The organism is Bacillus sp. FJAT-49736, from assembly GCF_018343615.1.
GTDB lineage: Bacteria > Bacillota > Bacilli > Bacillales > Bacillaceae_C > Margalitia.
Genome location: NZ_JAGYPI010000002.1, coordinates 795,291 through 817,007 on the forward strand (window position 1 = coordinate 795,291; position 21,717 = coordinate 817,007).

Sequence of the window (21,717 nt, forward strand, 5' to 3'; positions counted from 1 at the left end):
TATTTTACTTATGATTACTATCATAATGATTTATTTTTCTTATCAATAAAACTGTTATATTCTTATAATAGTTTAAGGGAAATGGGAGATGATAACATGAGTTCAGAACAAGCTCGAATATTGCCTGCAGAGCCGCAGAAAAAAAGCTCCTCCGGTTTTGGATTATGGATCAGCGGTGTTGCCTTTACCTTTTTTATTGCTCTTCTGGGATATTTTTTGGCAAAGGTTCCTGGATTTGACCACATTGGGCAGTTAGCCTGCTCCATTATTATCGCTATTATTTACAGACAGTTTTTTGGATATCCGGAAATCATTCGAAAAGGAATCACCTTTTCCTCCAAAAGACTTTTACGAGCAGCTATTATTTTATATGGATTGAAGCTTAATATTGATGTTGTTCTGCATGACGGTTTAGGACTATTACTTCGCGATGCATGCGTCATTACATTTGCGATTCTTTTTACTATTTGGTTTGCAAAAATGTTGAAAGCAGATAAGATGATTTCCATTTTACTTGGAGTCGGAACAGGAGTCTGTGGTGCCGCTGCGATTGCGGCAGTTGCTCCAATTGTAAAATCAAAGGATGAGGATACTGCGATTGGGGTAGGAATTATCGCCCTAGTTGGTACCGTTTTTGCTATTGTATATACCATCCTACGGCCGTTCCTTCCTCTTAGTCCAGTTGAATACGGTTCATGGACCGGAATGAGCTTACACGAAATTGCACAGGTAGCCTTAGCTGCTGCACCTGGTGGTCAAGATGCACTTGCAATTGGTTTACTAGCAAAATTAGGCCGTGTATTTTTACTTGTCCCATTATGTTTCATCTTCATGTATTGGATGAAACGAAAAAATAATGATGACAGTGAAGGGGATGCGAAAATTGAATTCCCTTGGTTCTTAGTTGGATTTATTATTTTGAGCATTTTAGGAAGTTATGTGTTTGGTCATTCCATTCCGGTTTCTGCGGGTGTCCTGAATGGGGTTTCCACCGCAACTACCTGGTTGCTAACTGCGGCAATGGTGGGACTCGGCCTTAATGTTAGTCTGAAGGATTTGCGAACTAAAGCGTTAAAGCCGCTAATCGCGATGGTGATTACGTCGATCGTGTTGTCTGTGGTTACGTATTTGGTAGCTTTGTAGAATAGACTGATATTCACGTGGCGGCGTGGGTATCGGTTTTTTTTGTTTTTTGGATCTTCACAGTATAGGGGGGTACTTCTTTTTTTGGCGAGTTTTCCGGAGGTTTAGCTCTTCCTTTCCTTTTCGGCGTTCTTCACCTCGTTTTTGGCGTTTTCTCCTCTCTTTTCGGCGTTCCACCTCATTTTTTTGCGAGTTTAACCAAAATTTCGGCTTATCTCATCTTTTTCGGCATTCCACTCCTTGTTTTCGGCGTTTTCTCCTCTCTTTTCGGCGTTCCACCTCATTTTTTTGGCGAGTTTAACCAAAATTTCGGCTTACCTCATCTTTTTCGGCATTCCACTCCTTGTTTTCGGCGTTTTCTCCTCTCTTTTCGGCGTTCCACCTCATTTTTTTGGCGAGTTTATCTAAAATTTCGGCTTATCACATCTTTTTCGGCATTCCACTCCTTGTTTTCGGCGTTTTCTCCTCTCTTTTCGGCATTTCACCTCATTTTTTTGGCGAGTTTAACCAAAATTTCGGCTTATCACATCTTTTTCGGCATTCCACTCCTTGTTTTCGGCGTTTTCTCCTCTCTTTTCGGCGTTCCACCTCATTTTTTTGGCGAGTTTAACCAAAATTTCGGCTTACCACATCTTTTTCGGCATTCCATTCCTTGTTTTCGGCATTTTCTCCTCTCTTTTCGGCGTTCCACCTCATTTTTTTGGCGAGTTTAACCAAGATTTCGGCTTACCTCATCTTTTTCGGCATTCTACTCCTTGTTTTCGGCGTTTTCTCCTCTCTTTTCGGCGTTCTAATCCCTTTTTTCGGCGTTCCACCTCATCTTTTCGGCAGTTTACTCATAGTTTCGGCTTTTCCCATCTAAATCTACTACTCCCTTTTTTAAACAAACAGGTTACATCATAAAAATTCACCATATTTAAGCAGGATTATCATCATCTTTTAAGGAAGTTAATAGTAAATAAGGAGGGATAATAATTGTTTGTAAAAGAATTATCGGTACCTATGGAAATTCTCCATTACCAAGCTTTATTGAATCGTCTCCAGGTAAACCATCCTCAAAGGAATAAGATAGAAAGTGATTTTGCTAAATTGTTAGCCGGTTACCGTGGAGAAAAAAATTTACGTTATCATTTAAATTTTCTACCAGAAGATGAGTACCAAATTCTCCTCGATCTTCGGCTAAGTGTAAATAATATAAATTTCCAGATTGATTGTTTATTGATATCACCCTATTTCTTGCTTATTATCGAATCAAAGAATATTGCGGGAACTCTAATTTTCGACTCCAATTCCGAGCAATGCTTACGGATATACAACGAAAAGGAGGAAGGATTTCCAAACCCCATTTTGCAGGCAGCACGTCACCGTTTACTTCTCCAAAAATGGTTGTCGTATAATAAATTCGGGCCAATTCCTATTGAATACTTTGTTTCTATCGCCTTTCCCACCTCCATTATAAAATCCACAAATAACGATTCATCCATTTACGATAAAGTTCTTCAAGCTGAAAGTGCTATTCATAAAATTGTTAACATAAAACAGAAATACAATAAGGAATGCATGAATTCCAATCAGTTAAAATCATTATCTAAAATGCTGCTCCAAAAACATTTACAACCGGAGCTTGATATTCTTAAAAAACTAGGAATAGCTAAAACCGATTTAATCGCTGGTGTAAAATGCTCCACCTGTCCATCCATAATGCAACGAAAACACGGAACATGGTATTGTCAACGCTGTCAGTTCTATTCTAAAATAGCCCACGAGCAAACAATTTTAGATTATTTCCTTCTTTTCGGGCCAAAATTAACAAATAAAGAATTTAGAGAGTATACCCTTCTTTCAGATCGAAAAACCGCAGACTATTTACTATCCAAAACAAATTTATTATCAACTAAAAAGGGAAATAAAAATGTCTATTCCCCCCCTTCCACCAACTGGTACTTTAATAACCTACAAATAAAAAAAATCCTATAACATGACATTTGTCACCTGACATTCATGACATCTCTTACTAATCACGGACTACTATGAAGAATAAAATAAACTCATAAGCAATGGAGGTGTCGGGAATATGAACGAAATTGTAAATGTCCAAAATGTATCGAAAACATTCCATGATAAAAAAGCTGTGAGTAATGTTTCTTTTAGCATCGAAAAAGGCGAAGTGGTCGCAATACTCGGACCAAATGGTGCAGGTAAAACAACGACCATTTCTATGTTATTGGGGCTGTTGCACCCGTCCGAAGGAGAAATAAATTTATTTCAATTAGCTCCTTCCGATAAAAAAGTCCGGGAAAAAATCGGAACGATGCTACAGGAAGTTAGTGTAATGAACGGGTTAAAGGTGAAGGAATTGTTGGAGCTAATCCGAAATTATTATCCTAATCCGCTCTCTTTAGATGAGTTAATACAGCTCACCGGTTTAACAGAAGCAGATTTAAAAACACGTGCCGAAAAATTATCCGGCGGTCAAAAGCGCAGACTCAGTTTTGCACTTGCCCTATCCGGAAATCCGGATTTAATCATTCTAGATGAACCTACAGTTGGGATGGATATTACTTCTAGGAACCGGTTTTGGAAAACAATTAATGAGCTTGCCCAAAAAGGAAAAACAATCATTTTTACCACACATTATCTGCAAGAAGCTGATGATATAGCGAAAAGAATACTGTTGTTTCACAATGGATCCATTATTGCGGATGGAACACCTGCCGAAATTAAAGCTAAACTCACAAAACAGTCGGTTTCCTTTACATCTGAAAATGCAACGCAGTCCATCAAAAAACTTATTAAACATGATGTGGTGAACCATATTTATCAAAAAAACAATCGTTTGATTGTGCAAACTGAGGACACAGATGCTGTCTTAGCCTTACTTTTTGAAGAAAAAGTAGGAGCAAGTCAAATACAAATTGACAATGGAAAATTAGAGGAAGCATTTGAACAGCTCACACAGAATCATCGGGAGGCTATGTAGGATGAAAATTTTACTTTTACAGTGTAAAGCGGAGATATTAAGGGTTTTGAGAAATCCATATTTTGTTTTTTGGTCATTACTAATGCCAATCGTATTCTATTTTATTTTTACAAAGGTTGTGAATACAGGTGCCCCTGATAGAGCTGAGTGGCAAGCCCATTATCTTATGTCCATGACCTCCTTCAGTGTAATGGGCTCCTCGATTATGACGCTTGGAATTAGAATGGTTCAGGAACGACAGCAAGGCTGGGCTACTTTTATGAGGTTAACCCCTCTATCTGATACGGTTTACTTTTTTGCACAAATGATGGGGCAATCGGTCATCCATTTATTTTCCATTATAGTTATTTTTACAGCTGGAACAATTATTAATGGAGTCACCCTGTCCTTCACACAATGGATTTTCAGTGGGTTATGGATTTTACTTGCTTCGATTCCGTTTCTTGGATTGGGAACACTTATCGGCCTAATGAGAAGAGTGGAAACTGCTGCAGGAGTTAGCAATGTCCTTTACATGGCTATGGCCGTTGCCGGAGGGATGTGGATGCCGCTCGAAATTATGCCGAAAATCATGCAGTCTATTGGAGAATGGCTACCTTCCTACAACTTCGGAAATGGAGCTTGGCAGATTGTGCAAGGTCACGCACCTGAGTGGAGAAATATTTTGATTTTAATAGCCTATTTAATCTTGTTCATGCTACTATCAAAATATATTAGAAGAAAACAAGAAGCGGTGTGATGAAGGAATGCACAAGTTGAAGAAATTCCGATTTTTCCCTGAAAGATTCGGAGTTTTCCCGTATATTTTCCTTATTTATCTTATTTTCCCCGGATTCGAGTTATTAAACGAATCAGGTTTAAAAATGATACTAGGATCTAGCCTTTTATTGCTATTTTTTATTACGTATCGTCAGCTTTATTTCTGTATGCAAAAGCCTAGCTATTCATACTGGCTTGCAACAGAGCTTGCTATTATCCTAGTTTTCAGTCTATTCTACGATCCAAATTATTTATTTTTAGGATTTTTTCCGGCAAATTTTATCGGCTGGTATAACGACAAACGGAAATTTAATATTGCCTTAATCGGATTGATCATCGTCGAGGCATTCCCTCTTGCTATATCCGGGGTACTTAAGGAGCCGCGAAACATCTTATATTTTATACCATTTCTCATTGTCATGTTGATATCACCATTCGGTGTCCGGTCCATGAACAAAAGAATGGAGTTGGAAAAACAGCTGGATCAAGCAAATGAGCAAATTAAAGAGCTTGTAAAACGGGAGGAGCGCGTTCGCATAGCTCGTGACCTTCACGATACGCTGGGTCATACCTTGTCGCTTATTACTTTAAAGAGTCAGCTGGTAGGAAAATTAACTAAAATTGACCCCGCTCGGGCACAAATGGAGGCAAAAGAGATAGAGCAAACATCGCGGGCAGCATTAAAGCAGGTCCGTGAGATTGTTTCTCAAATGAGAGCGATTAGAGTGAAGGAGGAATTAAGAGAGATTCAGGAAACTTTTCAAACAGCTGGGATTTCCTATCGTTTTCAGGGAGATGCCGACTTGAAGGATGTCCCTCTCCTTACCCAAAATATAATTAGTATGTGCTTAAAGGAAGCAGCTACCAATGTCGTGAAGCATAGCAAATCAAAAAATTGTTTTATTACTATTTCCCCTACTCCAGAGAATATAAAAATAATGATAAAAGATGATGGAATTGGTCTTGCAAATCAAGCTGGAGGAGGAAATGGAATAAAAGGAATGGAAGAACGGCTAGCACTTATTGATGGAACCATGTCTTTAACCAGTTTAAATGGAGTATCACTAGAAATCACTATTCCGCTTGTACAGAAAAAAGAAAAGGAAGGTGCTGCCATTTGATTCGCATTTTTATCGCTGAGGATCAAAGAATGCTGCTCGGTGCACTTGGTTCTCTTCTTGATTTAGAAGAGGATATGGAGGTTGTTGGGCAAGCATTAAATGGTGAGGAAGCATTAGCATCAATCATCAAGCTTCAACCCGACATTTGTTTGATGGATATAGAAATGCCATTAAAGAGCGGTCTTGAAGTTGCAGAGGCAATGAAAACTTTGCATCTGTCCTCAAAAATCATCATATTAACCACCTTTGCCCGCCCTGGATATTTTGAACGCGCCGTAAAAATCGGCATTGACGGTTATTTGTTAAAGGATGGCTCTATTGATGAATTGGCAGATGCGATTAGGAATGTAATCGCAGGAAAGAGAATGTTTTCTCAGGAGCTTATGTTTGATATTATTCGCGAAGAAAATCCATTAACTGCTCGGGAACAGGAAATATTGAAATTAGCTTCTGAAGGAAAATCGACAAAGGAAATAACGGCGATTCTATTTCTTTCATCCGGCACTGTCCGCAACTATATGTCGGAAATTTTTCAAAAACTAGAGGCCAAAAATCGAATTGAAGCCATTAGTATTGCAGAGGAAAAAGGGTGGATCTGAGATAATGAAGCTAACCAAGTGGAAAATCGCTATTATTTCTATTATTTTAATCCCTATTCTGATAATTAGTATTTTATATATTAAGTTTGACAGACTTCCTATTTACACATTTAAGGGACAAAAGGTTTATTACAATCATGCAGTATACAAAACAGATGCTGCATTTTTGCAAAAGTATACTGATGGCAAGCTCCAAACGGATGGAGTAATCGGCAAAACACGTGACAGTAAATTTCTCGGTTTTAAAACAACTGTTTTCAAAGCAAAGGGATATAATAAAAGCGAGGTAATAATTATCAAAGGATTAATGTTTGATGATGTTCTTATAAAAGAAAAGAAGACTGGTGAGTAATCCTCATCAGTCTTCTTCTATTCGATTAGCGTAAGCCTTCGATTTGCAAGGAGCTTACGCTTTTCTATTTATGATGCATTTTAAATTCTAAAAACAATTCATTATAATGAGCGAGCATTCTCTTGCCTAGGTTTTTATATACCTCTAGATTCTCTGATTTCGTTAAATCAGGGTAAAAACGCTTATCATTAGCTACTTCCTTTGGTAAGTACTCCATTGCTTTTTTATTAGGAGTAGAATACCCTACATAATCTGCATTTTTTGCGGCGTTTTTAGGGTCAAGCATAAAGTTGATAAATTTATGGGCTCCGTCAATATTTTTTGCCGTTTTTGGAATAACCATATTATCAAACCAAAGATTCGATCCTTCCTTTGGCACCACGTAATCCAGCTTATCATTTTCACTCATGATTTCCGCTGCATCACCGGACCAAACGACACCAACAGCAGCTTCCTCATTAGCAAGCAGCATCTTGATCTCATCCCCAACAATCGCCTTAATATTTGGAGTTAATTTGCCTAATTTTCGTTTTGCCTGCTGAAGATGCGCCTCGTTCGTATCGTTCAAGGAATAATGAAGGCTGTTTAGCCCCATACCCATTACTTCCCTGGCACCATCCACAAGCAGGATTTGATTACGAAGATCTTTATCCCATAAGTCATTCCAGCTCGTTAATTTTTTCCCTCCGAGCATGGATGGGTTGTAGACAAGGCCGACTGTTCCCCAGAAATATGGAACGGAATATTTATTATTCGGGTCAAAGGACAAATTCATAAAATGCGGATCAATATATTTCAAGTTTGGCAGCTTGGAATGATCGATTGGAAGCAGCATATGCTCCTTTTTCATTTTATCAATCGCATATTCAGAAGGTACTGCGACATCAAAGGTCGTACCTCCTTGGGATATTTTTGTCATCATTGCCTCATTAGAATCAAAAGTTTGATAAATAACCTTTATCCCTGTTTGCTTTTCAAATTTCTTAATTAAAGCTGGATCGATATAATCTCCCCAGTTATAAATAGTTAATGTATTTCCACCTGAAAATCCTTGCGTCGCATTCAGACGTGAAACTAAGAACATCAGCGCAAATGAAACAACAAAAATAATGATAAAAAACCGAGTGAGTGATTTCATTTTCTAACCCCCATTCCAGTTTGGCGATTATTCCGTTGATTAATAAAGTAGTAGCCTATTACAAGAATAATCGTAAACAAGAAGATGAGAGTTGAAAGTGCATTAATGGATAAGGAGATACCTTGTCTTGCCCTTGAATAAATTTCAACGGAGAGTGTTGAAAATCCATTTCCTGTTACGAAAAAGGTAACGGAAAAATCGTCTAACGAATAGGTAAGAGCCATAAAAAAGCCTGCAAAAATTCCCGGTGTAATAAAAGGTAATATGACCTTAGTTAACACCTGCCATTGGCTAGCTCCTAAATCCCTTGCAGCATCAATTAACGTCGAACTCATCTCCTGCAGTTTTGGAAGCACCATAATAACCACAATCGGTACACTAAAAGCTATGTGAGAAAGCAATACGGAACTAAAACCTAGTTTTATGCCGACAATCGTAAATAAAATCAAGAAGGAGGCACCGATAATAACATCAGGGCTAACAATCAAGACATTATTCAGAGTCAACAATGTATTTTTCGTTTGCCGCTTTTTTACATATGAAATAGCAAGAGCTCCTGCTACACCTAGTATGGTCGAAATCGCCGCTGATAAAAGAGCGATGATAACCGTATTAATAACAATAATAATAAGTCTTGTATCCTGAAAAACTTCCTTATACCAATCTAATGTAAATCCTTTAAAACTGTGCATTGTTTCACCGCTATTAAAGGAATAGAACATTAAATAAAAAATCGGTGCGTAAAGGATGATAAAAATTATAACTAAGTAAATATTAGATAACTTTCTTTTACTTTTCATCTTATATCCCCCGCTTCCGTAAACCTGTTACCGCCATAATAATAGCCATCAGGATGATGAGGAATACAGCAATGGTGGAACCCATCCCCCAATCCTGTGTAACAAGGAAATGTTCTTCAATCGCTGTTCCTAGTGTAATAACTCGGTTACCCGCGATTAATCGTGTAATCATGAATAGGGAAAGTGCTGGTATAAAGACCGCTTGACACCCGGATTTCACTCCATCAATGGTCAGTGGAAAAATAACTCTTCTAAATGTGGTCCAAGCTGAAGCCCCAAGATCCCTTGACGCATCTACCAGGGACGGATTCATTTCTTCTAAAGAGTTAAAGATCGGCAAAATCATAAATGGAATAAAGATATATACCGAAACAAAAATAAAACTAAAATCCGTAAATAAAATTTGCTTTGCGCCAATACCCAGAAGCTCTAGTAATGAATTAGCTGTTCCATAGGTTCCGAATATCCCGATAAATGCATAGGCTTTTAAAAGCAAATTAATCCAAGTTGGTAGAATAATTAATAGCAGCCAAAGCTGTTTATGCTTTGTTTTTGTCAATAAATACGCAGTCGGATAAGAGATCAGCAAACAAAAGGCTGTGATTAGCAATGCATACCAGAAGGAGCTTAAGGTCATTTGCATATATACTTTCGTAAAGAAATGCCTGTAATTTTCGAATGTAAAATGGCCTTCAATATCAAAAAACGAGTAATATACAATTAATACGATTGGAGCAACAACAAAAAGCACAATCCATAAAATATAAGGAATTAGGTATATATTACGAGCCCTACTTTTCATGGCCAACCTCATTGTACCCTTCAAGGCGCTTATCAAACTCTTCCTCTGTTTCTCCGAAACGCATAACATGAATTGCTTCAGGATCAAAATCTAGTCCGATTTCATCCCCTACTACTGCTTTTTTCGTTGAATGGACAAGCCATTCATTCCCAGCCTCATCAAAGCAGCAAATTTCGTAATGTACACCTCTGAACAGTTGAGAATCGACTCGAACCTGCAGCTTTCCTTGCTCTTTTCTCGTAATCTCTAAGTCTTCCGGACGAATAACAACCTCTACCGCTTCATTTGACGTAAAGCCTTGATCGACACAGTCAAATCTCTTACCAACAAATTCCACTTCGAAATCCTTGATCATTTTACCGGAAACAATATTGGACTCTCCGATAAAATCGGCTACAAATCGGTTAATCGGTTCATCATAAATATCTGTTGGTGTCCCGCTCTGTTGAATTTTTCCCTTATTAATAACAAAAATTTCATCAGACATGGCCAGTGCTTCCTCTTGGTCATGGGTAACAAAAATAAAGGTGATTCCAAGGCGCTGCTGCAGCTCCCTTAACTCATACTGCATTTCGGTCCTGAGCTTTAAGTCCAATGCGGATAAAGGTTCATCTAATAAGATGACCATTGGTTCGTTTACGATCGCACGAGCAATGGCTACCCGCTGTCTTTGCCCACCGGACATCTCTCTAATTTCACGATTTTCATATCCTATCAGGTTTACAAATCGAAGTGCCTCCTGGACCTTCTTCGTAATCTCGCTATTTTTCATCTTTTTGATTCTTAATCCAAAGGCGACATTTTCAAAAACATTTAAATGAGGAAAAAGGGCGTAGTCCTGAAAAACAGTATTAACCTGACGCTGATTGGCGGCTAAATTATTGATGATTTTCCCATCAAAATAAATATTTCCCTTAGATGGCTGAGTAAATCCGGCAATCAATCTTAAAATCGTTGTCTTTCCGCAGCCTGAAGGACCAAGCAGCGTGTAAAATTTACCCCGTTCAATTTCAAAGCTAACATCATCTAGTACAGCAGGGTCATCATCGTATTGTTTTGTCACACCTTCAAAACGAATAATTGTTTGTTCTGCCATAAAAGACACCTCCTTATAAATATGAATCCGTTGCTACAAGAAGCAGCTCAGACTCTCCATTGTAGTCATTGCTAATTTGATGCTTATCAGAAGCATGGAAGTAAATGACTTCACCAGCTTTTGCATAATACATTTTTCTACCTAGCTGTACCTTTATCTTCCCTTTTAATACATAAGCAAACGTTTCAGAAAGAGATGGTTCAAATTCCTTGAATTCTCCGTACGCCTGAAAGGTAAGCCGAATCGGTTCCATTTCCTTCTCATTAGATTCGGGAACAAGCCACTGAATATGGTAGCCCCGTTCCTCATCAATGTAATCGGTAAGGTCTTCTTCTCCGTATACAACCTTTTGTTCTCTTTCTTCTTCGTCAAAAAATTGCTTCGGTGAACACCCTAGAACTTCTAAAATATTGAAAAAGGTATCGATCGATGGCGAGCTTAAATCACGTTCAATTTGGGAAATATATCCCTTGCTTAAATCTGTACGCTCCCCCAGCTCCTCTTGAGTCAGCCCTTTTTTTAAACGTAAATTTCGAATTTTTTTACCAAATTGCATCCTATGACCTTCCATCATGTTTATTTATACTAAACTTGGAGTCAATAAAGTTTATTAATAGTAAACTTTCAGTTTACTATTAACCATAAGATATTATAACTAATTATCTTAAAATTACAATCGATTTTTTGAAATTCTTTTTTTCTTTATTTTGGAAGGTAACTTTCGTTTGTTTATCGAATACCACTCTGTATCAAGCACCTATGGAATATGGATTCATAAATAGAAAAGAAATGCGATCTTACTACATGGAGATGAATAAATTATTAAAAGGAGATTTGACATGAAATCTATGGATCTATTCGATTTTTTTGTGAAGGATGCAGAGAAACCCTTTTCTGGATGGGATTTTTCTTATTTAACGGATACTGGAAGAATGGCTAGCGAACCACTTAATTGGAACTATACAAGTAAAATTTTAGCAAGCATCAGAAAGGCAGATACCCTTCTTGATATGGGAACAGGCGGAGGGGAATACTTATCAAAATTACAACCCTTTCCACGCCATACGTTTGCAACAGAAGCATATGAACCAAATGTTCCGATTGCCAGAAACCGATTAGAACCATTAGGGGTTAAAGTAATAGAAGTAAAGGATGATAATCAATTACCTTTTGATAATGAACAATTTGATCTGATTATCAATAAGCACGAGGCTTATTCTGTTTCAGAGTTATATCGAATACTAAAGCCCGGCAATCATTTTATTACCCAACAAGTTGGCGGCAAAGATCATATAGATTTAAACGAAGCTTTAGGGGCAAACGCAGACAATGGTTATTCACATTGGAATATGAAGTATGCAGTGGATGAATTAAAAAACGCTGGTTTTAAAATTTCAAAGAGTTTTGAGCAATTTCCGTATACTAGATTTTATGATGTAGGAGCAATAATCTATTATTTAAGTGCCATACCTTGGCAAATCCCTGACTTTTCCGTGCAAAAATACTATGATAAGCTATTGCAAATCCATGAAGAAATTCAGAAAAATGGATATATTGATTTTAAAGAACACCGTTTTTTCATTATTGCGGTGAAATAACATCTATCTTCGGTATAAGGAAGTTTGCTTTCCCCTTCCTATTATTATGAGGGATAATACCGTTCACAATTTATTCAACTATAAATATTTTTGCTTGTTTGCATCTAACCACATATTGAAGATTAAGTGGTTGTTTGGTAAAATTTATCTTATAAAAATGTTTATAGCACAGTAACTGACGACATTCGTGGAATGAACCACATGGGAGCTGTGTTTTTTATAGAGTCGGGTCGTCTGGGCAGAGATAAGGAACTATCCTTATCTCTTTTATATTTTAAGGGGGATTTTAACGTGGAAAACCTTATATTAGACGGAAACAAAGTGGCTCAAAATGTAAAGAATCAACTAAAAGCTAGAATTACAAATTTAAAAAGCAAAGGGATTACCCCATGTCTTGCAACGATTTTAGTAGGGGATGATCCTTCTTCTGCAACCTATGTAAGAATGAAAGGAAATGCTTGTGGAAAACTCGGCATGGAGTCGCTAAGAATCCATCTTCCTAAAGAAACAACAACAGAGGAATTAGTGAGCAAAATTCAAGAACTAAATATGGATGAGAAGGTACATGGAATTCTGCTCCAGCATCCAGTCCCTTCTCATATTGATGAAAGGGCAGCATTTGAAACAATTGCTATTCAAAAGGATGTGGATGGCGTTACAAGCCTTGGCTATGGTCAAACAGCATTTGGATTTGGCAAATATCCTTCCTGCACTCCAGCTGCTATTATGGAGATTTTAGATTATTATCGAATTCCTATTGAAGGCAAGCATGCGGTTGTTATCGGAAGAAGTCCTATTCTAGGAAAACCCGTTTCTGCCCTACTTTTAAATAAAAATGCGACGGTGACAACATGCCATTCCAAAACAAGTAACTTAGCAGAAGTAGTGAAACTTGGGGACATCGTTGTTGCTGCAGTAGGAAAACCGAAGCTTATTCAAGGCGACTGGATCAAAGATGGGGCCGTCGTCTTAGATGCAGGGTATAACGAAGGTAATATCGGCGATGTTGATTATAAAGCCTGTCTAGAACATTCCAGTGCCATTACCCCTGTGCCTGGAGGCGTTGGCCCTGTAACCATTTCGATGCTTTTAAAACATACTGTTGCTGCAGCAGAAGAAACAATAAATATGTGATTTTTCACGGGTGCTCTAACAGGAGCACCCGTTTCTTATACCACTCCCTCGTAATTGCCACTAATAAACTTTAGGTTTCATCGATTTCTATCTCCTAATTATAAAATCAATAAGTATTATTCGGTGATTGGAATGATTTAATTAATTTTTAATCTTATATTAATATTTTATAAATATAATACTTTTATGCTCCAAGGGGTTCTCGATCCTCCTGATTTTTGTGGATGAACTCAAATGAGGATTGATCGTTTGCTTTGTTTCCTATATTTTTGTTCAATTGTTAAGAATTCGTGAAATAAACTGACTATATGGTTTATTTTGATTTTTTATATTATAATAAAAAATAAGATATTGTAAATATCAAGGTTTTACTTTTAGAAAGGAGAATACTTATGAAAACTAGACTAAGGAAATTACACAATACTAAGTTTTTTAATTTAAATGATTTAATAGATGAAAATAAAAAAATGATGGAAAAGGATACGAAATTTATTACGGAATTAGAGAAAAAACTAGATGAAAAGCTGTCGAAAGAGTAATGGCATTTTTAGAGCGGAACATATCTTGTTCCGCTCTAAAAATCGGGCAGGTTATCTAAATTATTTTCTTCTATTCCATCCGGCTCACTACGAATGATATCCCTGCCGTATTTATGAAAAACATCAATATGAGCGATTTTCCCTGCTTTTGCTTCATCCAATGCTGTAATATAATCTAATTCGCGACCCGCGTTCGTTTTAAACGCAATAATATCGCCGTCATTATTTTTTCTGACTGCCACGATTTCCTCTTTTCCCATTAAGTTCTCTTCGCCAGCTTCTAGCTTTGCTTGCTGCAATCCCTGTTCACGGTACTGCTGGTACATTTTGTCAAAATAATTATCTTCCACTTTTACACCTCCAATACTAAGTATTGTTCAACTTTTCTATAATTTTATGTACTTTAAGTGATATTAGGGAATGGTATAGAAAAAGCATTTGTATGAGAGACTCTACAAATGCTTTTAAAGATTACCTTTTAAAGTTCGGACTTAACTCACTCTAAGCATCAAACATATTTCCATCCACATCATAAAAGATAAAATTACTTCCTGCATTACCGAACATCGTTTACAAAAAAAGAACCCTAAAATTTCTTATTTTAGAGTTCCACCATTTTTGTACGGATGAAGTAGTGAATAAATAGATCTAGTAACCGGTACTTTCTTTCCCCGCTTACTGGCTTGCTCCAATACATATCCTTGCAGATACTCCAATTCCAAAGGCTGACCCTTTTCGAGATCCCGATGCATGGAGGATGTCATATTCGGAGGTAGATTTTCAATTTTCCTTGTAATTATTTCTACAATATCTTTTGCCACTGGTATTTCTAATGAAACTGCAGTTTGGTAGATCTCCTGTATAAAATCAGTCAGTAAGTCCTTGGTTATGTCATCATTCATAGCAACACCAATAGGCTGACGAGTTGCCGAGGTGATACCACTAAACGTTGTAATGAAAATAAACTTATTCCACATTTCTCTTACTATATTATCCGTAAGCGCGGCACCTACACTTGATTGCTCTAGCATTTCTTTTACTTGAAAATGGAATTTGGAATTGTTACCATTTAATGCTCCAAAAACAATATCCTGCATATCGCTCGTATGAACGATATCTCCATCCTTGTTCAAGGTGGATTCTATTAGGCACAAACCTCCCAGAATATTCTCTTCTCCATAACGGTTCGTCAAAAATTCAATATGCTGAACTCCGTTCAAAAGGGGTAATATTTTGGCTCCGTTATGAATTAGCGTATCTAATTGCGGAAGTGCTGATGCTAAATGGTAGTTTTTTAACGATAAAATAACCAGTTCCGGCTGAACGATTTCCTCACTTTTCATTGCTAAATTTGGAGTAATGATAAAATCTCCATGAAAACTAAATACTTTTAATCCACGTTTTTTTAATTGTTCGTAGCGTCTTTCTCGAACCAGAAATGTTACCGGATATCCCGCTTTCGCAAGCTTTCCGCCAAAATAACCTCCAACGGCACCCGCTCCAAATATTACTGTATGCATAATTCTCCCCCTTTTTTCTTTCTATTTTATACTATCTTTACATTCTATTTAATAAATTTTACCCCTATTCAAAATATTTATATGTTACACTTTCCGTCTAAAAAATAATGACACCTCAACGCATATTATTCTAATTCTTTAAAATACCTAATCATAAACTCCCTGAATTCACGGACCACCTTGGATGTATATCGGTCACTTTTCCATGCCATTCCAATAGTTCGCTTGCACACTGGTTGTTCTATGTGCAACGGGACAATTTTTTCATGGCTTGCATAGCGGATAGTGTGTTCTGTTAAAAAGGAGATTCCTAAGCCCGCTTCTACATAGCTATGAATGGAACCGGGTTCTTCCAATTCAAAGGCAATATTCGGAGTAAAACCTGCCTTTTCACAGAATCTATCGGTCAACATTCGAAATGGATTGGTCCGCTCCATATTAATAAATTGTTCATCTTCTACTTCTCTAAGCCTTATACATTTTCTTTCCGCTAATGGATGCTTTTCCGGAACCACAATAAATACCTCATCCTCCATGAGATTCACCCAGTTAATCCCTTCCTTTTCAATAGGGAAATAAGTAACACATACATCAATTTCCCCCTTTTCCAATTGGTCAACTAACCGCAGTGGAGAATGCATGCTTACCTGAAATTTTGCGGATGGATATGCTTTTCGAAATTTGCTAATAATATTCGGTAGCAACGGAGTATGCATAACAGACAAAGAGATAAGATTATTGCTCTCTCCAGCAAGCTCTGCCATCTCAACCTTTGCGGATTCCAATTCTGAGAATGCACGATCTACCCTTTTTAATAATATTTTTCCAAATGAATTTAACTTAATATTCCTTCCTTCCCTGTCAAAAAGAGAAAAACCAAGTTCCTCTTCTAATCTGGAAATGGTTTGGCTTAAGGATGGCTGAGCAACTTTAAGCTGCTTAGCAGCATTTGTCATATGCTCTAAATGGGCAACAATTTGAAAATATCGTAATTGTAATAAATCCAATGCCTTCACCTCTATTAATAACTTTAAACCTATAAGCAGATAGTAATATATATATTAGTCATTATCAATTTTTTGGAGTATGATAAGGAGCATAATTGTTACGGAAACCGAAATATTTGCACAAGAAAGGTGTTTATATGGAAACTTGGAAAAGGAATTTATTTGTTTGTTGGTTCGGTTCGTTTGTAACTGCCGCGGGAATGAGCCAAATAGCTCCCATGCTCCCGATTTATATAGAAAAACTTGGAGTGCATACTACTTCGGATGTAGAAAAATGGTCCGGATTAATATTCGGTTCTACCTTTTTACTTTCTGCAATTGTTTCTCCTATCTGGGGAAAGCTTGCAGATAAGAAAGGCCGCAAACTCATGCTTTTGCGGGCGAGTCTTGGAATGGCCATTGTCGTTTTTTTCATGGCATTTGTACAAAATGTTTATCAGCTGCTCGCATTACGAATGTTAATGGGGGCAGTTTCTGGTTATATTTCCGCATCCGTTACATTAGTAGCTACTCAAACTCCGAAGAAGAACTCGGGTTGGGCACTCGGAACTCTTTCCACCGGTTCTGTTAGCGGTGGTTTATTAGGACCGTTACTAGGTGGATTCATTACAGAATTCGTAGGGATTCGCAGTTGTTTTGTCGTAACAAGTGTATTATTATTGATTGCCTTTTTTGCCGTGTTATTTTTGATAAAAGAGGAATTTACACCTGTTCATAAAACACCGTTGGCATTTAAAGAGGTATGGAGGCTTGTTCCAGATACCAGATTGTTAATTTCATTGTTTGCTAGTACATTTATTTTGCAAATTGCGAATATGTCCATTCAGCCGTTAATTACAGTATATGTAAAAGAACTTTCACCACATGCAGCTCATCTATCGATGATTGCGGGTATGGTGGTAGCTGCTTCGGGACTTGCTAACATCATCGCGGCTCCAAGACTTGGAAAACTTGCCGATCGTATTGGCTCACGGAAAATATTAATTGGAGCATTGATTGTTGCAGGAATTATCTTTATTCCACAAGCATTTGTCAAAACACCGTGGGAATTAATGGGGTTACGGTTCTTATTAGGGCTTGCCACTGCAGGATTATTACCTTCTATCAACAACCTTGTAAGAAAAAGTGCACCGGATGAAATTGTTGGCCGTGTTTTTGGGTATAATCAATCGGCCCAATACATCGGTACTCTTGGAGGATCCGTATTAGGAGGACAAATGGCCGGATTATTTGGTATCCACTATGTATTCTTCACCACAAGTGCTCTCTTACTCCTAAATGCATTATGGGTATACAGTATTAATCATATTGGTTCAAAAAGAAGAACCATGTCCCATAGTCATTAGGTTGTCAGGCACCAGAAAAGAAGCACGCTGAAAATCAGCGTGCTTCTTCTTTGGGTTTATCATACAAATAAAATATGTAATCTGTAGATGCGCCAGGGTATCCTAATTGTCTCGACATAGCGGTGATATTCCCTCTGTGATAGGTCCCGTGGTTTGATACATGCTGCACCAACTCAGATACAGTGGTTTCTAATTTTCCAAACTGAGGATGGTCGGTCATAACAGGTTGATCGTTGTAGCCTAAGCTAGCAAAGAATTCTCCATATTGATTTGCTACACTTTGATAAGCATTTTCAAAATCTGCGAGAGTCATCGTTTTTATTTTCTCCGACACTTCACCCATCAATGTCATAATTTCATTAAAGCTTTTTCCCATCATAACATATAACCAAGATACATCGACTCTATAGGTATGTCCTACCGCATCTAATATTGTTGGGAAAACACTTTGTATTTCTTGTTGTAAAATTTCCTCAGGGATTTCCTTTAGTTTCTCCAATACCCGTTTATTTGCCCAAACATGATAATCATACATCTTTAAAAATGGTTGTTCCATCCATACTCCTCCTATCTTCTGTCCGGTTGTATTATAAAGAACGGCAATTTTTCCACACCAATCATCCGTGCATAGGTAAACAGTTGACCTTTATGATGTATTTCATGATCTCTTGCATTTTCCAGCCACGTCTTACCAGAAGCATAAAAATGGTTGAACGCAATTTCTTTCTCTAAATGTAACTCATTCAGCAATTCTAAGTCCTGCTTTGTTTTTTCAGTAAACTCTAATACAATTTTACGAACATCATCCATTGTTTCATAAGGTGGAAGACCCGACATTGAAAAGGAACCATTCTTGATTGCTTGGACGAACATGTCCATGGAACTTGCAATATGCAAAGCAAGGTCGCTAAGTGTATATGCACCCTCCCAAGGTTTGAAATACATATGCTCATTATCTATTAAAGTAAGTAGTTGATTTAGCACGGTACGATGTTTCAACCAGCTTTGGGTAAATTCCTCCATTCTATTCACCTCCGTTTTCCTTTGGTATTGTTGTATAAATTTCAATTAAATCGCCTATCCCACATCTTTCTGATTGCTTTCAACTGGTAACTTGTTCTATGGTCAATATACACTACCTTCACTGACAAATTCGGTCAGTGGAAATTATGATTGATAAAAATTTATCATGTCAGAGGCGATACTTATTAATTTCTCTTTCAGAAAACTCGGCTCTTGCACTTGAATGGATTTCCCATAGGATAATATTAAATACGGCAAAGAGTAAGTTATCATTTCTTTATCCAGCTTAAAATGCACCTCATTATGAGTTCTCTCGATTAACATATGTCCTAATAACCAATGCTCACAAAGATTATCAATGGCTGATTTATGCCCTTCTATTCGTACAGAAATCAATCCTGTTGGGTCCTCGATATCCGGGAGAATACTATTCAACAAAAACCCGCGTGCTGAAAATTCTATTGGTCTTTCAAAGGTTTGATCGGTCCTTGATAGGCTAAGTATTCTATCAACACGAAAGCTTCTAATCTCATTACGAAGATGACAATATCCAACGACATACCATCTGTTTTTCCAATTTACGATACCATATGGATCTAGTTTCCTATTGGATGGTTCATCTCCATTCCTTTTTCTATACTCAAGAAAAAGAGTAGCTTCCTCTGCAACCGCTTGTTCTAAAAGTTCCAGGGTTTCATCTCCGGATGTATTGACGGGAGGATGAATTACATCAAATCCAATGGAATAACGATTAATCTGTTTTAATTGCTCTTCATTTGTATACAGCTTTAGTTTCGAAATCGCAGAATCCAACGCCTCCCCAAAAGGATAGCCGGCTTCTTCAGCATATTTTGCCGCATGGATAAGTGCCTTTTGCTCCTGTAAATCAAAAAATAAAGGAGCTTCATTAAACTGTTCCAATATGCTATAACCACCATTATGGCCAGAATCAGCAATAATTGGCACTCCACTTGCGCACAACGAATCGATATAGCGATATACGGTGCGAATACTGATTTCTAATTCCTCTGCAAGCTGTTTCGCTGTCATCCGCCTTCTTGATTTTATCAGCCATAAGATAGACAACATATTATCTGCTTTGGACATTACCACGTTCCCCTTCATAAGCATTTTATCTGCGTTTCTCTGTATAAAGGTTATATTCTAATGGACATGTGCAATTTCCTGCTATATGCCGACATAAAGGCAAAGAACACCTTATAAAAGAATTAATCTCCTTTTACAAGGTGTTCCCTTTAAGGCTTTTTCCCTAAGTTATGCTGCTTTTGACCTTATAAGAATCCTTTAATCATCTTATTAAAAGATGCCGCGAAACTAGGCAAACTTTATGATTTACAAAAGAATACCAAAGGAAACAATTGATACAATAACAGTTATTTAAATAAGCACTTTAACTATGGTTAGAACTAAACCTATAATAAATCCGCAAACCGCACCATTTACACGAATCCATTGCAGATCCTTGCCGACGTTTGTTTCCACTAATTCCACAAGCTTTTTATTATCAAGCTTATCTAAATTCTCACGTACCAAATTTCCAATTTTAGTATGATTCTTTTCCACTAAATCCATTATTTGCCTGTGTATCCATTCCTCGATTTTGCTCCGTTTTTCCTGATCCTCTTTCAGCTCTTCCAATAATCGTGTTAAAAATGGTAATAGCATCGCATCGAATTTATCACTTTCAATAAATGAAATTAGCTTTTCTTGCATATCTTCTAAAATAGTGACGATCTGCTTATGAGCATCCCATTTATCAAGGAAGCTGTTTTTCCATTGATTGATTTCGGAAATAACCTTTTCATTTTCCTTTAATTCTTCCAAGAATGCTCTTGCCTTTGTGAGTAAAACTTCTCTGTTTTTACTATCACTATTCCGAAGATCATCAATTCCTTTTGTCACGAGTTTAAAAATAATGTTACCGAGCTTTTCTTCATTAATCAGATTCCGAAATGATTTTATCGCAAACTTCACAAACCCATCGACATCTGCATTATCAATTAATTGCACAGCAAGGCTGCCTAATTTTTCAATCGTGCTTTGTTTAGAAATCCATTTCTCTACTTCTACTAATAAATAATCGAAGGCTTTTTCATCGTATTGACCTGCAAGCGATTTATCGATAACAGTTCCAAGCAAAACCTTTACATCCATTGCATAAGCCTTTGCCTTTACTTCCCTTTCAAGAACATCTGCAAGCTGCATTACATTTATTTGTGTAATCATTCTTTTAGAGATTGTTTTTATACCCTTGCTTACCCACTTTGAGTGGACATTTTTCTCAAGTTCCTCAAGTAATTTCTCCGTAATGCGAACCTGCGCTACCTTAGACTGAATACTTTCCTTGGAAAGCCAATTATTCTCAACCAAATTAATGATCCCATCAGTCATACGCTGTCGATTATTGGGCAGCAGTGCGGTATGTGGAATAGGTATTCCTAACGGATGACGAAATAACGCCGTTACGGCAAACCAATCCGCAAGTCCACCGACAACTCCTGCTTCAAAGGCCCCTTGTAAGAGCCTACCAATGATATTATTCTGAAAAGGCATCGTGATGAAAAAACCGAGTGCCATAACTATAAGAAAAAATCCTGCCAAATATCTGGAATTCCTTTTATTCTTCACCAAATCATCGTTCTCCCTTAATCATTAGCATGCATATTACATTATCTCCATATTTCGAGTTTCTTCTTCATTTTATTGTTATGATATTTCATAGTGAAAGTCAAATAAAAA

23 protein-coding genes and 1 riboswitch are annotated in these 21,717 nt (G+C 37.3%); of the genes, 11 read left to right on the forward strand and 12 right to left on the reverse strand.

What is annotated here, in order from left to right:
• The first annotated feature begins 96 nt into the window (after nucleotides 1–96).
• From KHA87_RS15285 to KHA87_RS15315, 7 genes are all read left to right on the forward strand, one after another.
• Nucleotides 97–1,143, forward strand: a complete 1,047-nt coding sequence (locus KHA87_RS15285) for a YeiH family protein (protein WP_213095003.1) — start codon at nucleotides 97–99, stop codon at nucleotides 1,141–1,143.
• A 975-nt stretch (nucleotides 1,144–2,118) separates the two neighbouring features.
• Nucleotides 2,119–3,120 (forward strand): nuclease-related domain-containing protein, encoded by a 1,002-nt coding sequence (locus KHA87_RS15290; RefSeq protein WP_213095004.1) that lies wholly within the window; start codon nucleotides 2,119–2,121, stop codon nucleotides 3,118–3,120.
• A 97-nt stretch (nucleotides 3,121–3,217) separates the two neighbouring features.
• The gene (locus KHA87_RS15295) at nucleotides 3,218–4,123 is read left to right on the forward strand and encodes an ABC transporter ATP-binding protein (RefSeq protein ID WP_213095005.1); all 906 of its coding nucleotides are present in this window, start codon (nucleotides 3,218–3,220) and stop codon (nucleotides 4,121–4,123) included.
• Nucleotide 4,124: 1 nt separating this feature from the next.
• On the forward strand, nucleotides 4,125–4,862 hold the full coding sequence (locus tag KHA87_RS15300; RefSeq protein WP_213095006.1) for an ABC transporter permease: 738 nt from the start codon (nucleotides 4,125–4,127) through the stop codon (nucleotides 4,860–4,862).
• 7 nt (nucleotides 4,863–4,869) lie between these two features.
• Nucleotides 4,870–6,003, forward strand: a complete 1,134-nt coding sequence (locus KHA87_RS15305) for a sensor histidine kinase (RefSeq protein ID WP_213095007.1) — start codon at nucleotides 4,870–4,872, stop codon at nucleotides 6,001–6,003.
• Nucleotides 6,000–6,602, forward strand: coding sequence for a response regulator transcription factor (locus KHA87_RS15310; protein WP_213095008.1), 603 nt, complete (start codon nucleotides 6,000–6,002; stop codon nucleotides 6,600–6,602). The genes KHA87_RS15305 and KHA87_RS15310 overlap by 4 nt, the downstream gene beginning before the upstream one ends.
• A 4-nt stretch (nucleotides 6,603–6,606) precedes the next feature.
• Entirely contained in the window at nucleotides 6,607–6,954 is a 348-nt protein-coding gene (locus tag KHA87_RS15315) for a hypothetical protein (RefSeq protein WP_213095009.1), read from the forward strand.
• Nucleotides 6,955–7,018: 64 nt separating this feature from the next.
• Here the strand turns inward: KHA87_RS15315 and KHA87_RS15320 are convergent, their stop codons facing one another.
• Genes KHA87_RS15320 through KHA87_RS15340 form a run of 5 tightly spaced genes read right to left on the reverse strand, consistent with a single transcriptional unit; the run spans nucleotide 7,019 to nucleotide 11,346 of the window.
• Entirely contained in the window at nucleotides 7,019–8,092 is a 1,074-nt protein-coding gene (locus tag KHA87_RS15320; RefSeq protein WP_213095010.1) for an ABC transporter substrate-binding protein, read from the reverse strand.
• Nucleotides 8,089–8,892: an ABC transporter permease gene (locus KHA87_RS15325; protein ID WP_213095011.1), complete on the reverse strand. Its 804-nt coding sequence runs from the start codon at nucleotides 8,890–8,892 to the stop codon at nucleotides 8,089–8,091. Before KHA87_RS15325 ends, KHA87_RS15320 begins: the two co-directional genes overlap by 4 nt.
• Nucleotide 8,893: 1 nt before the next feature.
• Nucleotides 8,894–9,694, reverse strand: coding sequence for an ABC transporter permease (locus KHA87_RS15330; protein WP_213095012.1), 801 nt, complete (start codon nucleotides 9,692–9,694; stop codon nucleotides 8,894–8,896).
• Nucleotides 9,684–10,790, reverse strand: coding sequence for an ABC transporter ATP-binding protein (locus KHA87_RS15335; protein WP_213095013.1), 1,107 nt, complete (start codon nucleotides 10,788–10,790; stop codon nucleotides 9,684–9,686). The genes KHA87_RS15330 and KHA87_RS15335 overlap by 11 nt, the downstream gene beginning before the upstream one ends.
• Before the next feature lie 13 nt (nucleotides 10,791–10,803).
• Complete coding sequence (locus KHA87_RS15340; RefSeq protein WP_213095014.1) at nucleotides 10,804–11,346, reverse strand: helix-turn-helix domain-containing protein; 543 nt, start codon at nucleotides 11,344–11,346, stop codon at nucleotides 10,804–10,806.
• A 283-nt stretch (nucleotides 11,347–11,629) separates the two neighbouring features.
• Here KHA87_RS15340 and KHA87_RS15345 point away from each other — a divergent pair, with 283 nt between their 5' ends.
• The 3 genes from KHA87_RS15345 (at nucleotide 11,630) to KHA87_RS15355 (ending at nucleotide 14,061) form a co-directional block, all read left to right on the forward strand.
• Nucleotides 11,630–12,388, forward strand: coding sequence for a class I SAM-dependent methyltransferase (locus tag KHA87_RS15345; protein WP_213095015.1), 759 nt, complete (start codon nucleotides 11,630–11,632; stop codon nucleotides 12,386–12,388).
• A 161-nt stretch (nucleotides 12,389–12,549) separates the two neighbouring features.
• A riboswitch (ZMP/ZTP riboswitch) is annotated at nucleotides 12,550–12,635 on the forward strand.
• Between the two features lie 44 nt (nucleotides 12,636–12,679).
• Nucleotides 12,680–13,522, forward strand: a complete 843-nt coding sequence (locus KHA87_RS15350; protein WP_349305589.1) for a bifunctional 5,10-methylenetetrahydrofolate dehydrogenase/5,10-methenyltetrahydrofolate cyclohydrolase — start codon at nucleotides 12,680–12,682, stop codon at nucleotides 13,520–13,522.
• A 392-nt stretch (nucleotides 13,523–13,914) separates the two neighbouring features.
• Nucleotides 13,915–14,061 (forward strand): FbpB family small basic protein, encoded by a 147-nt coding sequence (locus KHA87_RS15355; RefSeq protein WP_213095017.1) that lies wholly within the window; start codon nucleotides 13,915–13,917, stop codon nucleotides 14,059–14,061.
• Between the two features lie 35 nt (nucleotides 14,062–14,096).
• Here KHA87_RS15355 and KHA87_RS15360 read toward each other — a convergent pair whose 3' ends face one another.
• From KHA87_RS15360 to KHA87_RS15370, 3 genes are all read right to left on the reverse strand, one after another.
• Nucleotides 14,097–14,387 (reverse strand): DUF3892 domain-containing protein, encoded by a 291-nt coding sequence (locus tag KHA87_RS15360; RefSeq protein WP_249310524.1) that lies wholly within the window; start codon nucleotides 14,385–14,387, stop codon nucleotides 14,097–14,099.
• A gap of 270 nt (nucleotides 14,388–14,657) precedes the next feature.
• The gene (locus tag KHA87_RS15365) at nucleotides 14,658–15,581 is read right to left on the reverse strand and encodes a ketopantoate reductase family protein (protein ID WP_213095019.1); all 924 of its coding nucleotides are present in this window, start codon (nucleotides 15,579–15,581) and stop codon (nucleotides 14,658–14,660) included.
• Between the two features lie 125 nt (nucleotides 15,582–15,706).
• Nucleotides 15,707–16,588, reverse strand: a complete 882-nt coding sequence (locus KHA87_RS15370; RefSeq protein WP_213095020.1) for a LysR family transcriptional regulator — start codon at nucleotides 16,586–16,588, stop codon at nucleotides 15,707–15,709.
• A 137-nt stretch (nucleotides 16,589–16,725) separates the two neighbouring features.
• Here KHA87_RS15370 and KHA87_RS15375 point away from each other — a divergent pair, with 137 nt between their 5' ends.
• Nucleotides 16,726–17,934, forward strand: a complete 1,209-nt coding sequence (locus KHA87_RS15375) for a multidrug efflux MFS transporter (RefSeq protein WP_213095021.1) — start codon at nucleotides 16,726–16,728, stop codon at nucleotides 17,932–17,934.
• Nucleotides 17,935–17,968: 34 nt separating this feature from the next.
• On the opposite strand, the gene KHA87_RS15380 is transcribed toward KHA87_RS15375, so the two are convergent.
• The 4 genes from KHA87_RS15380 to KHA87_RS15395 form a co-directional block, all read right to left on the reverse strand.
• Nucleotides 17,969–18,490 (reverse strand): DinB family protein, encoded by a 522-nt coding sequence (locus KHA87_RS15380; RefSeq protein ID WP_213095022.1) that lies wholly within the window; start codon nucleotides 18,488–18,490, stop codon nucleotides 17,969–17,971.
• 11 nt (nucleotides 18,491–18,501) lie between these two features.
• Nucleotides 18,502–18,957: a DinB family protein gene (locus tag KHA87_RS15385; protein WP_249310414.1), complete on the reverse strand. Its 456-nt coding sequence runs from the start codon at nucleotides 18,955–18,957 to the stop codon at nucleotides 18,502–18,504.
• A 144-nt stretch (nucleotides 18,958–19,101) separates the two neighbouring features.
• Nucleotides 19,102–20,064 (reverse strand): helix-turn-helix transcriptional regulator, encoded by a 963-nt coding sequence (locus KHA87_RS15390; protein ID WP_213095023.1) that lies wholly within the window; start codon nucleotides 20,062–20,064, stop codon nucleotides 19,102–19,104.
• A 291-nt stretch (nucleotides 20,065–20,355) separates the two neighbouring features.
• Nucleotides 20,356–21,606 carry a DUF445 domain-containing protein gene (locus KHA87_RS15395; RefSeq protein WP_349305594.1) on the reverse strand — a complete coding sequence of 417 codons (1,251 nt, stop codon included), beginning with the start codon at nucleotides 21,604–21,606 and terminating at the stop codon, nucleotides 20,356–20,358.
• Nucleotides 21,607–21,717 lie beyond the last annotated feature (111 nt).